Below are 11,606 nucleotides of genomic sequence, written 5' to 3'. Positions count from 1 at the left end.
CAGATCCGCATCGCACTCATGAACCGCTTCACATCACTCGGAACGCCCGAGACCGTCCGCATGCGCTGAAGATAACCGGGAAAGGGGTATCTGCGCCCCCAAGCCGAATAGCGCAACAAAGCCCAGCCGCACTCATCAGAGACTGGGTCAGATATTCGGACTTGTTCCTGTTGGGGATTATAATGCTAACTTCTGGTCTGTTCATTTGTCCGAACTCTGCCGTGAGTGGTGACTTTACTACTTTGACTTATTGCTTCATGGCTGCACAACGGCCGGTTTTTTCAGCCATCCCGCATTCTGGCTGATTTCAACAGGCTGCCTTCAGATGCTGACGGCAAACGAACCTCGCCCAATCTGCATGGTGCTGCTTTCTCTGTCGCAAGTCTATAGTGCAGCGCTGGCCGCCATGGAAATGGTTGCAGGAGAAGGAGGTGAGGCAGAAATTCCCGTTGAGGTGGATTTCTGAATTTTTGCACATGGGCATGTGCCCTGACCTGCCCCCCCGGTAATCCTCCTCATGATTAAGGGACAGCATAAGCCGCGTTTTCTGATGAGCCACCTGGCCCGCAATCCGGCCCACGCCCGCAACCCGGCCGCCGATTGGGGCACCGATTACAACGCGGCAAGGCGCCCCTCGGCCATCAGCCATCAGATCACGGGCAGACTGAGCCATCAGGCCGCCCTTCGGCACGGCTTTCCGTTCTGGGCACGGCGCTTGTGCACGAAAGCACGCATCCCGGATATTGACTCCTTTTAGGTGATGTATCATTTAATGCACATGCATCATAATTCGAACTCATCCGACCTGGCACCGAAACTGATTGCCGTCGCTCAGTCCTGGCGGCGGGCGGTGGCGCAGGCTTTGGCCGATCAGGGGCTCTCGGATGCGACGGCGCTGCCTTTGGTGATGATCGCGCGGGCAGGGCGGGCGATGCGGCAAAACGAGCTGGCGGCAAGCCTCGGGCTAGAGGGCACCTCGATTGTGCGCACGCTTGACACGCTTGAGCGCGAGGGTCTGGCGTTGCGCCAGAATGATCCCGATGACCGCCGCGCGAAGCTGGTCTGCCTGACCCCAGCGGGCGAGGCGCTTGCGGGCGTGGTCGAGACGGTCTTTGCAGAGCTGCGGGCCGAGCTGTTGTGTGATGCGAAAGCCGCAGAGATCGCCGCGACGCTTGATCTGCTGGACAAGATCGGCGCCGTTCTGGCGCGTAAACTCGACAAGCGCAAAGGCTGAAAGATGTCTGCGCGGCCGCCTCTGTTCACCAACAGCGATGTGATCTTCTCGCTCAAGACCTTTGCGGCCGCGATGCTGGCCTATCTGGTCGCGATCTCTTTCGATCTGTCGCGTCCCTTCTGGGCGGTGGGCACGGTCTATATCATCGCCAACCCGCTATCGGGCGCGATCACCTCAAAGGCGCTTTACCGGCTGATCGGCACGATCAGTGGCGGGGTGATGACGGTGGTGCTGGTGCCGGCGCTGGTCAATACGCCCTGGCTTTTGATCGCTGCGCTGATCCTTTGGGTTTCGGGCTGTCTTTTCATCAGCCTGCTGGATCGCACGCCGCGCAGCTATGCCTTTCTGCTGTCGGGCTATACGGTGCTGCTGGCCGGGCTGCCGGTGGTCGATACGCCGCTTCTGGCCTTTGATACTGCCGTCTCCCGCGTGGAAGAGATCGCTGTGGCGATCATCTGTGCCGCCGTGATCAGCCGGATCTTTTTGCCGCGCCATACCGGCCCGGTGCTGGTCGCGCGGGTCGATGCCTGGGCCCGCGATGCCGCCGATCTGGCGCGTGACAGTTTCGATCCCGCCAGTGACCCCGATACCCTGCGCCGCGAGCTGCGCCGTCTGGCGGGCGATTCCGTTGAGATGCGCACCTTCGCCACCCATGTTGCCTTTGACACCTCGCATCACCGCGACATCATCGCGCTGACCGATGGTTTGCAGCACCGCATGGCGCTGGTGCTGCCGCTTTTGTCGGCGCTGCGCGATCAGTTCGAGGCCCTGGAGGGCAACCCTGCCGCCGATGGCCTGCGTGAATACCGTGCGCAGCTGGTGGCCTGGATGGGCGAAAGCGCGGCCAACCCGGGGTATGCGCAAGAGATGCCCGATCTCACGCTTTCCCCGGCTACGGGCGACAGCTGGCAGGATCTGATGCAGCAAAACGCCAGGCGCCGCCTGCAGGATCTGGCCCATGTCTGGCGCGATTGTCGGATCCTGCGCGCGGCGATCATGGCGGAAAGCATCTCTCCGCAGGCGCGGGCAATCCTCGGGGATCTCGACCGGATTCCCTGGCACCGCGACTACGGGATGGCCTTTCTGTCGGCTTTCGCCACCGGGCTGACCTTTCTGATCGGCACCGTGTTCTGGATCCAGAGCGGCTGGCACAACGCCTATTTCATTCCGCAGATCGGCGGCGTTTTCTGCTGCATCCTGGCCACGATGGACAATCCCGTGCCCGCGATGCGCAAGTTCCTGCCGCTGGTTCTCTGGGCGATGCTGGTGGCCTTTGTCTATGCTTTTGCGGTGATGCCCTTCCTGGACAGCTTTGTGACACTGGTCGCAGCACTTGGGCTGTTCCTGATCCCCGCGGGCATCTTTCTTGCGATTCCGCGGCTTTTCATGGTGGGGATGGGGCTTTGCATCAATTTCCCCTTCATGCTGGGCCTGCAGGCGCGGCCTTCGATGGATATGGTGAATTTCCTTGATCCAAATATCTCGACCATCATGGGGATCGTTCTGGCGATCCTGGTTTGCGGCATGGTTCGCGCCGTGGGCGCCGAGACCAGCGCGCGGCGTCTGATGCGCGCTGGCTGGCGAGAGATTGCAGCGGTTTCCAGCCGCCCGGCCCGTCACGGCCTGCGCCTTTCCGCCCGGCTGATCGACCTGACCGGCCTTCTTGCCAGTCGCCTTGTGGTCTTGCCTCCGGGCTCTGATGCGCTGTCCGGCGACCTTTTGCGCGATATGCGGGCGGGGGTTAACCTCTCGGATCTGCGCCGCCAGAGTGAAAGCCGCCCCGCCGCCGCCCGCGCTGCTTTGCGCCGCCTGATCGATGAGGTTGCGGGCTTTTACCGCACCCGCAGATCGGCCGATGAGAAGATCCCGGCCAGGATCATCGCATTGCTCGACCAATGCCTGAAAAACGCATCGCGTGGCCAGGCAGGCGCAGTTGCAACCAGCCTTGCCGCGCTGCGCCTCAGCCTTGTCCCGACAGGCGAGCCGCAGCTTCCGGCGCAGTCTCTCAGGGCCCAAAGCCGCCCGATTACCGATCAAACCACTGGGCAAACCACTGGGCAAATCACCGCGCAGATCACCGGGCAGATCACGGAGCAAATGCCATGAATGGTCAGATTGATATTTACGGCGTCTTTCTGCCCGCGCTGCTGGTGCTGGCGGTGATTGCCTATGTGCTCAGCCGTCAGGCAAGCCGGGTTCTGGCGCGCACCGGATTTTACCGCCTGGTCTGGCACCGGCCGCTTTTCGATGCGGCGCTTTATGTGGTGATCCTGGGGCTTCTGGCCTGGATCACAAGGGGATACTGACATGAAACTCTCTCTCGCCGCTTCCGGCAAAATGCTTCTGACGCTTGCGATGGTGGGCTGTGCTGCGGTGCTGGGGCTGCATCTGTGGTCTTACTATATGTCCGCCCCCTGGACACGTGATGGCCATATCCGCGCCGATGTGGTGCGGATCGCCCCCGATGTTTCGGGGATCGTCAGCGAGGTGCTGATCCATGACAACCAGACCGTCGAGAAGGGGGATGTGCTGATCCGCATCGACCCCGAGCGCTTTCGCATCGCGCTTGACCAGGCCGAGGCAGCAGTGGCCGGCGCGAAAGCCAGCCTCGATTTTGCAAAGAATGAGCTGGATCGCAGCGACAGTCTTTTGAACAGCAATGTCGTCAGCGTCAGCCGCCATGATGAATTGCAAAGCAACTATCGCAAGGCCGATGCCAGCCATCAGGCGGCGCTGGCCAATCTGGACCAGGCCAGGCTGAACCTGGAGCGCTCGACCGTGGTGGCGCCGGTCAGCGGCACGATCAGCAATTTCTCATTGCGCCCGGGCAGCTATGCGACGACGGCAACGCCGGTGGCGGTGCTGGTGGATGCGCAATCCTTTTACGCCGCAGGCTATTTCGAGGAAACCCGGCTGCCCCGCATCCGCCCCGGCGCCCGTGCCCGGATCGACATCATGGGGGCCTCGGCGCCGCTTTATGGTCATGTGGTCAGCATTGCCGCCGGGATCGAGGACCGCGAGCGCAGCGACAGCAACGGCGGGCTTGCCAATGTGACGCCCACCTTTACCTGGGTGCGCCTCGCGCAGCGGATCCCGGTCCGCATCGGCTTTGACGACCCGGAGGCCGCGCGGCAGCTGATCGCCGGTCAATCCGCCACCATCACCATTCTTGAGGGCGATGACGCAGGCTAAGCACATAGCCGCTATGGGGCTGCACCAGGCGCGCCATTCCATCCTCGACCTGGATATTCTCGCGCCAGGCGCGGCTCAGCGCCTCGGCATTCTGCTGCGTCGCGGCCGCCCGGGAGGGATCAACGGCGACCAGCTTTTCGATAAAGGCCTCCAGGCTTGCAAAGCGGCTGATGCGGTTCCAATGCGCGATCCGCTCGAGTGCAACCCGGCCTGAGGCGATCAGCCCCTCAGTCACCCGCAAAGCGGCGGCGCGGATATGGGTTTCATCCTCGACCGGGCGCATGGCGCGGAAAAAACTGCCCGAGGCTGCGGGTTCCACGATAATCAGAACGCCTCCGGGCACTATGGCACGGAATGCCCCCATGACCGCGGCCTCCATCCGGGCCTCGGGCACGTGATGCAGCGCATTCACGAAAATCGCCGCGTCAAAACCCGAAAGCGAAGGGGGCAGGGCCTCGGCGCATCCAGGGTAAAAATCCGCAGACGGGTGGTTCTGGCGGGCCCGCGCAATCTGATCTGGCGCAGGATCGATGCCGGTAACCGCAAACCCCGCCGCAAGCAGGGGCCCGGCCAGCTGCCCGTCGCCGCAGCCCAGATCCAGCACCCGTTTTGCCTTCCGTTCATGCAATTCGGCCAGGATAAAGCCGATACTGTCGGTTGCAGGCGGAAGAGTAGACATCGGCGGGTTCCTTAATGCGTCACCTCTGTTTTGCACAGCGCGGCCATTGCTTCCAATATCGGCTTGATGTGGCGGGCATAAGTCCAGGTTATGGCTGGTCATGCCGGGGCGTTATATCAGTGAGATAAATTCACTATTGGGACTATGGCCCGGCAGCAGGCATGTTGCGCCAAAGCACAGCCGCCGGATCCCGATATGACCATAACCGCACCGATCACCCGAACCCTTTCTGCCTTTGTGGCGCAGACAGATCTGGCAACCATCCCCGCCGGGGTCAGCGCAAGGGCACTGGATCTGATCGGTGACCTGGCCGGATCGGCAATCCGCGCCGCGCATGAGGCGGATTCGACGCCTTCTGTGCTGGCAATGGTCGAACAGATGGGGCTGGCCGCGCCCGGCCCCTGCACGGTTTTCGGCCTGTCGCGGGGCTATGGTGCGGCGACGGCGGCGCTTTTGAACGGCACTTTTGGCCATTCGCTGGATTTCGACGATACCCATGCCGACAGCTCGCTGCACCCTTCGGCCCCGGTGGTGCCCGCAGCCCTGGCCGCAGCCGAGTTGACCGGCGCGTCAGGCGCGGAGTTCCTGGCAGCGGTGGTGATCGGCTTTGAGGTCTGCTGCCGTCTTGGCATGGCGCTGGACCCGACCGCGCATTATGCGCGCGGCTTTCACCCCACCGCGACCGCCGGCACCTTTGGCGCGGCGGCGGCGGCGGGGCGGCTTTTGGGGCTGGATGCCGACGGCATCGCCACCGCCTTTGGTGTGGCGGCCAGCCAGGCCTCGGGCTCGTTGCAGTTTCTGGAAAACGGCGCCTGGAACAAACGCTACCAGGTCGGCGAGGCCGCGATGAAAGGCCTGATCGCCGCCAGCCTTGCGAAGCAGGGGTTCAAAGGCGCCGCCGATGCGATCGAGGGCAAGCACGGGCTTTTGCAAGGCTATAGCAGCGCGCCGCGGCCCGAGCTGGCCACCGCCGGGCTGGGCACGGTCTGGGAGACGCTGCGCATCGGGCTGAAACCCTATCCCGCCTGCCGCTATACCCATGCGGCGGTGGACGGGCTTTTGCGGCTGCGCAACGAACACGGCCTGCAGCCCGACGAGGTCAGCGCGATCACCGTCGGCCTGCACCGGAACGGCATCGCGCTTGTTGGCGCGCCGCTTGCGGCCAAACGCCTGGCGCGGACGGTGGTGGATGGCCAGTTCTCGATGCCCTTCGCAGCGGCGGTGGCGCTGTTGCGCGGCCGTTTTGGCTGGGATGATTACGACCTCCTGGGCAAGCCAGAGGCCGATGCCATCGCGGCAAAGGTCGATGTGGTGCATGACCCCTCGCTTGAAGGGCTGCGCCATCCGTTCGGCGCGACACTCAGCGTGACGGCGCGGGGCACGCGCCATGACCTGCGCATCCCCGACCCGCTGGGAGAGCCGGAAACCTTCCCCGATGAGGCGGCGCTGCGCGAAAAATTCGCAGCCCTCGCCGGCCCGGTGCTGAACGCCGCGTCACAGGCTTGGTTCAACCGGCTGCGGGCGATTTCCGGGGCTGCGTCGATGACCGGGTTCCTGGCATCCGGCAATAACAATTCTGTATAATGGCGAAATATAATGTGTATTTGACTTATATTGTCGCAACGACGACCCTCTCCCCAGACAGTGGCCGCAAACGGCAGACCTTACCCGCATAAGGCAACAGAGATCCCATGTTTCAGACCTTTGAAGACCAGTTCCAGGACATCCGCGACGCGGTTCGTGCGCTTTGCAATGATTTCCCGGCGGAATATCATCGCAAGATCGACGAGGCCCGCGCCTATCCCGAGGAATTCGTCGATGCCCTGACCAAAGCGGGCTGGATGGCGGCGCTGATCCCCGAGGAATATGGCGGCTCGGGCCTTGGGCTGACCGAAGCCTCGGTGATCATGGAAGAGATCAACCGCTCGGGCGGCAATTCGGGCGCCTGCCACGGCCAGATGTACAATATGAACACCCTGGTGCGGCACGGATCGGAAGAGCAGCGCAAGCGGTATCTGCCCAAAATCGCCACCGGCGAGCTGCGCCTGCAATCCATGGGCGTGACTGAGCCGACCACCGGCACCGACACCACCCAGCTGAAAACAACCGCCGTCAAAAAGGGCGACAAATACGTCATCAACGGCCAGAAAGTCTGGATCAGCCGGGTGCAGCATTCCGACCTGATGATCCTGCTGGCCCGCACCACGCCGCTCTCTGAGGTCAGGAAGAAATCCGAGGGCCTCTCGATCTTTATCGTCGACATCAAAGAGGCGATGAAAAACGGGATGGAGGTGCGCCCGATCCTGAACATGGTCAACCATGAGACCAATGAGCTGTTCTTCGACAACCTTGAAATCCCAGAGGAAAACCTGATCGGCGAAGAGGGGAAAGGGTTTAAGTACATCCTCACCGGCCTCAATGCCGAGCGCACGCTGATCGCGGCGGAATGCATCGGGGACGGCTATTGGTTCACCGAAAAAGTCGTGGCCTATACCAAAGAACGCAAGGTCTTTGGTCGCCCCATCGGCCAGAACCAGGGCGTACAATTCCCGATCTCGGAGGCCTTTATCGAGATCGAGGCCGCGAACCTGATGCGCTATGAGGCCTGCCGCCTTTATGACGCCCATAAAGACTGTGGCGCCCAGGCGAATATGGCGAAATACCTCGCCGCGAAAGCCAGCTGGGAGGCCGCGAATGCCTGCCTGCAATTCCACGGCGGCTTTGGCTTTGCCTGCGAATATGATGTCGAACGCAAGTTCCGCGAGACCCGCCTCTACCAGGTTGCGCCGATCTCGACCAACCTGATCCTGTCCTATGTGGCCGAGCATATCCTCGGCCTGCCGCGTTCGTTCTGAGGGGGGCAGGGATGACACTTGCGCTGAAAGGGCTGACGGTTGTGGCCATCGAACAGGCGGTCGCGGCGCCTTTTGTCACTGCGCGTCTGGCGGATGCCGGGGCGCGGGTGCTGAAAGTCGAGCGACCCGAGGGCGATTTCGCCCGGGGCTACGACAAGGCGGCAAAGGGCCAGTCTAGCTATTTCGTCTGGCTGAACCGTGGCAAGGAAACCGTGGTGGCCGACCTGACCAAACCCCAGGACAAAGAGCGCCTGGCGGAAATGCTGGCCGGTGCGGATGTGCTGGTGCAGAACCTGAAACCGGGGGCGCTGGCGCGGCTTGGCTTTGGTTTCGAGCGCCTTCAGAGGGAATTTCCGCGCCTGATCATCTGCTCGATCTCGGGTTATGGCGAGGGCGGGCCGATGGCCGATCGCAAGGCCTATGATCTGCTGATCCAGGCGGAATCGGGGCTGTGCTCGATCACCGGCGGGCCGGATGAGCCCTCGCGCGTGGGGATCTCGATTGTTGATATTGCGACCGGGGCGACCGCCCATGCCGCCATTCTCGAGGCGCTGATCGCGCGGGGGATCACCGGCAAGGGGGCGAATATCTCGGTCTCGATGTTCGATGTGATGGCAGATTGGCTGACGGTGCCGCTGCTTAATCACGAGAACGGGCAGACGCCGAAACGCCTGGGCCTCGCGCATCCCTCGATCGCGCCTTACGGGGTGTTTTCGGCAAATGATGGCAAGCAGATCCTGATTTCGGTGCAAAGTGACCGGGAATGGCGTCAGCTGGCAGCGCATTTCCTGGACGCGCCCGAGCTGGGCACAGATCCGCGTTTTGCAACCAATGTCGGCCGGGTGCAGAACCGCGCCGCGACCGATCAGCTGGTGGCCGCGGCTTTTGCCCGGCGCAGCGGGGATGAGGCGGTGGCCGCGATCATCGCGGCGGATGTGGCTTTTGCCTCTGTCAATGATATGGGGGCCCTGTCGCAGCACCCGCATCTGCGCCGCATCACCGTCGACACTCCGAACGGACCGGTCAGCTATCCGGCGCCAGGCGCGATTTTCCACGGCGAAGAGCGGCATTATGGTCCGGTGCCTGCGTTGCCGACGCCTGTTGTGTCGGAACCTGTTTCGCCGATGCCTGCTTTGGCTGGAAAGGAAGGCTGATGCCGCTGGATCTGGACCATCTGCGCCAATGGATCGGGCGCGAGGAAACCGCCTCTGAGCATGTCACTGCGGCACTGGTCGCGCGGTTCAACGCGACCTTTGATCGCGAGGGCGTTTCAGCTCAGGGCGCAGCGGGGCCTTTGATGCTGCATCTGTGCCTTGCGCAGCCGGTGGCGCCGACCTCGGGCCTTGGGCCCGATGGCCATCCCGCGCGCGGCGGCTTTCTGCCTCCGGTTCCGCTGCCACGGAGGATGTGGGCGGGCGGCCAGATGGAGTTTACCGGCGACATCCGGATCGGCGAAGAGATGACGCGCCATTCCACCATCCGCGATGTGGTGGTGAAAGAGGGACGTTCGGGCGTGTTGTGTTTCGTGACCGTCGATCACCGGATCAGCAGTGGCGGCCGCCTGGTGCTGAACGAGCGTCAGGATATCGTCTATCGCCCCGTTGCCCCCGCGCCTGATAAAGCCGCGACCACCGAAACCGCGCCCGCCGCACGGAAGCCGGTGCCTGCCGCGCCCCCCGGCGCGCATCGTTTGGTCGTGACGCCTTCGGCACCGCTGCTGTTTCGCTATTCCGCGCTGACCTTCAACGGCCATCGCATCCATTACGACACCCCCTATGTCCGCGATGAGGAAAACTATCCCGGTCTGATCGTGCATGGCCCGTTGCAGGCGACGATGCTGGTGCATTACGCGCAAAGCGTCCGTGGCAAGCCGCCGGCGCGGTTCAGCTTCCGCTCGCTTTCGCCCCTGTTCGACATTGCCGATTTCACCCTGAACGCCAGCGAAGATGAAGGTGGACTGCGGCTCTGGACGTCATATGTTGACGGTCCGGTTGCGATGGAGGCGCGCGCAGAATGGTGAATGCAGCTTTGATCCAGGCCCCGCTTTTCGTGCCCGCGAACCGGCCCGAGCGATTTGCAAAGGCGGCAGCCTCGGGCGCGGATGCGGTTATCCTGGATCTTGAGGATGCGGTTGCACTCGACGCCAAAGACAGCGCCCGCGCCGCGTTGTCGGTCGGGTTCACCGATCTGCCGGTGCTGGTGCGGATCAATGCGTCGGGCACGCCCTGGCATGAGGCCGATCTGGCGGCGGTGGCGGCGCTGCCCATCGCGGGTGTAATCCTGCCCAAGGCCGAAGATGCGCAGACCTGTGTCGGGGTGGCGAAAACGACCGGCCACGGGGTGATCGCGCTGATCGAAAGCGCCCTCGGACTGGCCAATGCGCGGGCGATTGCGGCGGCGGATGGCGTGTCGCGTCTGGCCTTTGGCTCGATTGATTTCTGTGCCGATCTTGGCTGCGAACACCTGCGAGAGGTGCTTTTGCCCGTGCGCTCGGAGCTGGTGCTGGCCTCGCGCCTTGCCGGAATTGCCGCGCCGATTGACGGGGTGACTGTCCAGCTTGACGATATGGAGATCAGCCGCAGCGACACGCTGCATGCCCGCGCGCTTGGGTTCACGGGCAAGCTTTGTATCCATCCCCGCCAGATCGCCACGGTGCTTGAGGGCTTTGCGCCCTCGGCGGCCGAGATCGATTGGGCGCGCCGCGTGCTGGCCTCGGGTGATGGGGCGGCGGCGGTTGATGGCGCAATGGTAGACGAGCCGGTGCGCATCCGCGCCCGGGCCATTCTGGCGCGGGCGGGCTGACAGGTGGGACTGCCGCAGATCATCCTCGTGCCGGGCCTGCTGAATGATGCAGAGCTGTGGCGCGATCAGCTCGAAGGGCTGCGTGGTGCTGCACGCCCGGTCGTTGCGGATATCACAAAAGGTGAAACGCTGCGCGAACTGGCCCAGGCGGTACTGGACATCGGCGAAGAGCGTTTCGCGCTGGCCGGTTTCTCGCTTGGCGGGATCGTCGCGCAAGAGGTGATGCGGATCGCGCCAGAGCGGATCAGCCATCTTGCCCTGCTGGATACGACAATGCTGCCAGATGATGCGGCGCGCATGCAAGAGCGTCAGAGGATCATCGCGCTGGCCGAAGTGCCCGGCAGCTTTCTCGGCCTTGGTGAGCGGTTGCTGCGCAGCTATTTCGCGGAACAGCACCTGGAAAACCACGAGATGATCGAACGGGTGCGCGAAATGACCAGGCGCCTCGGGCCGGAAGTATTGATCCGGCAAAGCCGGATAGATCGACCGGACGGCCGGGCGGATCTGGTGCGGATCACATGTCCGACGCTGGTTTTGTGCGGGCGAGAGGATGTCATCACACCGCCTTCGCTGCATCTCGCGCTGGCATCCTCGATTCCGGGGGCATGGTTGAAGATCCTCCCCGAAAGCGGGCATCTGACACCAATCGAGCAGCCTGAAGCAGTGACGGAAGAGTTGATCCGACTGCTGAAGCATTAAGGTTTTCAATACTTTCTGGGAGATTTGCCGCATGAAGGTCCTTGTGCCTGTCAAACGGGTGATTGACTACAACGTGAAGGTCCGCGTTAAGGCGGATGGCTCGGGTGTCGATCTCGCCAATGTTAAGATGTCGATGAACCCCTTT

General features: G+C 62.9%; 12 protein-coding genes and 1 pseudogene. 12 read left to right on the top strand and 1 reads right to left on the bottom strand.

The features are described 5' to 3' along the window. Positions 1-325: 325 nt before the first annotated feature. The 5 genes from HOY34_RS21310 (at position 326) to HOY34_RS21290 (ending at position 4,426) form a co-directional block, all read left to right on the top strand. Positions 326-466, top strand: a complete 141-nt coding sequence (locus HOY34_RS21310; protein ID WP_172366629.1) for a hypothetical protein — start codon at positions 326-328, stop codon at positions 464-466. Positions 467-772: 306 nt separating this feature from the next. Continuing rightward, complete coding sequence (locus HOY34_RS21305) at positions 773-1,234, top strand: MarR family winged helix-turn-helix transcriptional regulator (protein WP_172366627.1); 462 nt, start codon at positions 773-775, stop codon at positions 1,232-1,234. Positions 1,235-1,237: 3 nt separating this feature from the next. Further along, positions 1,238-3,340 carry an FUSC family protein gene (locus HOY34_RS21300; protein ID WP_172366625.1) on the top strand — a complete coding sequence of 701 codons (2,103 nt, stop codon included), beginning with the start codon at positions 1,238-1,240 and terminating at the stop codon, positions 3,338-3,340. Beyond that, positions 3,337-3,540, top strand: a complete 204-nt coding sequence (locus HOY34_RS21295) for a DUF1656 domain-containing protein (protein WP_172366623.1) — start codon at positions 3,337-3,339, stop codon at positions 3,538-3,540. Before HOY34_RS21300 ends, HOY34_RS21295 begins: the two co-directional genes overlap by 4 nt. Position 3,541: 1 nt before the next feature. After that, positions 3,542-4,426, top strand: a complete 885-nt coding sequence (locus HOY34_RS21290) for an efflux RND transporter periplasmic adaptor subunit (protein WP_172366621.1) — start codon at positions 3,542-3,544, stop codon at positions 4,424-4,426. Here the strand turns inward: HOY34_RS21290 and HOY34_RS21285 are convergent. Then, positions 4,395-5,105 (bottom strand): class I SAM-dependent methyltransferase, encoded by a 711-nt coding sequence (locus tag HOY34_RS21285; protein WP_172366619.1) that lies wholly within the window; start codon positions 5,103-5,105, stop codon positions 4,395-4,397. The two genes, HOY34_RS21290 and HOY34_RS21285, sit on opposite strands and share 32 nt — an antisense overlap. A 195-nt stretch (positions 5,106-5,300) precedes the next feature. On the opposite strand from HOY34_RS21285, the gene HOY34_RS21280 reads away from it, so the two are divergent. From HOY34_RS21280 to HOY34_RS21250, 7 genes and pseudogenes are all read left to right on the top strand, one after another. Then, positions 5,301-6,689 carry an MmgE/PrpD family protein gene (locus HOY34_RS21280; RefSeq protein ID WP_172366617.1) on the top strand — a complete coding sequence of 463 codons (1,389 nt, stop codon included), beginning with the start codon at positions 5,301-5,303 and terminating at the stop codon, positions 6,687-6,689. 107 nt (positions 6,690-6,796) lie between these two features. Then, positions 6,797-7,960 carry an acyl-CoA dehydrogenase family protein gene (locus tag HOY34_RS21275; RefSeq protein ID WP_172366615.1) on the top strand — a complete coding sequence of 388 codons (1,164 nt, stop codon included), beginning with the start codon at positions 6,797-6,799 and terminating at the stop codon, positions 7,958-7,960. Positions 7,961-7,971: 11 nt separating this feature from the next. Then, positions 7,972-9,114, top strand: a complete 1,143-nt coding sequence (locus HOY34_RS21270; RefSeq protein WP_172366613.1) for a CaiB/BaiF CoA transferase family protein — start codon at positions 7,972-7,974, stop codon at positions 9,112-9,114. After that, a complete protein-coding gene (locus HOY34_RS21265) occupies positions 9,114-9,980 on the top strand; it encodes an HTD2 family dehydratase (RefSeq protein WP_172366611.1) in 867 nt (288 codons plus the stop codon). The genes HOY34_RS21270 and HOY34_RS21265 overlap by 1 nt, the downstream gene beginning before the upstream one ends. Continuing rightward, entirely contained in the window at positions 9,974-10,762 is a 789-nt protein-coding gene (locus HOY34_RS21260) for an HpcH/HpaI aldolase/citrate lyase family protein (protein WP_172366609.1), read from the top strand. Before HOY34_RS21265 ends, HOY34_RS21260 begins: the two co-directional genes overlap by 7 nt. A 3-nt stretch (positions 10,763-10,765) precedes the next feature. Then, positions 10,766-11,461 (top strand): alpha/beta fold hydrolase, encoded by a 696-nt coding sequence (locus tag HOY34_RS21255; RefSeq protein ID WP_172366607.1) that lies wholly within the window; start codon positions 10,766-10,768, stop codon positions 11,459-11,461. A 31-nt stretch (positions 11,462-11,492) separates the two neighbouring features. After that, positions 11,493-11,606, top strand: a pseudogene (locus HOY34_RS21250) (electron transfer flavoprotein subunit beta/FixA family protein); the annotation flags it as partial.

The sequence above is a fragment of the Pseudogemmobacter hezensis genome, from assembly GCF_013155295.1.
In the GTDB taxonomy this organism is placed as follows: domain Bacteria; phylum Pseudomonadota; class Alphaproteobacteria; order Rhodobacterales; family Rhodobacteraceae; genus Pseudogemmobacter; species Pseudogemmobacter hezensis.
Note: the sequence above shows the minus strand (reverse complement) of the source record. Positions and strands in the feature narration are given on the sequence as shown.

Excerpts from the sequence above, each read along its gene's own strand:
- HOY34_RS21310 (WP_172366629.1), top strand. The coding sequence starts at position 326 with ATGCTGACGGCAAACGAACCTCGCCCAATCTGCATGGTGCTGCTTTCT.
- HOY34_RS21305 (WP_172366627.1), top strand. The coding sequence starts at position 773 with ATGCACATGCATCATAATTCGAACTCATCCGACCTGGCACCGAAACTG.
- HOY34_RS21300 (WP_172366625.1), top strand. The coding sequence starts at position 1,238 with ATGTCTGCGCGGCCGCCTCTGTTCACCAACAGCGATGTGATCTTCTCG.
- HOY34_RS21295 (WP_172366623.1), top strand. The coding sequence starts at position 3,337 with ATGAATGGTCAGATTGATATTTACGGCGTCTTTCTGCCCGCGCTGCTG.
- HOY34_RS21290 (WP_172366621.1), top strand. The coding sequence starts at position 3,542 with ATGAAACTCTCTCTCGCCGCTTCCGGCAAAATGCTTCTGACGCTTGCG.
- HOY34_RS21285 (WP_172366619.1), bottom strand. The coding sequence starts at position 5,105 with ATGTCTACTCTTCCGCCTGCAACCGACAGTATCGGCTTTATCCTGGCC.
- HOY34_RS21280 (WP_172366617.1), top strand. The coding sequence starts at position 5,301 with ATGACCATAACCGCACCGATCACCCGAACCCTTTCTGCCTTTGTGGCG.
- HOY34_RS21275 (WP_172366615.1), top strand. The coding sequence starts at position 6,797 with ATGTTTCAGACCTTTGAAGACCAGTTCCAGGACATCCGCGACGCGGTT.
- HOY34_RS21270 (WP_172366613.1), top strand. The coding sequence starts at position 7,972 with ATGACACTTGCGCTGAAAGGGCTGACGGTTGTGGCCATCGAACAGGCG.
- HOY34_RS21265 (WP_172366611.1), top strand. The coding sequence starts at position 9,114 with ATGCCGCTGGATCTGGACCATCTGCGCCAATGGATCGGGCGCGAGGAA.
- HOY34_RS21260 (WP_172366609.1), top strand. The coding sequence starts at position 9,974 with ATGGTGAATGCAGCTTTGATCCAGGCCCCGCTTTTCGTGCCCGCGAAC.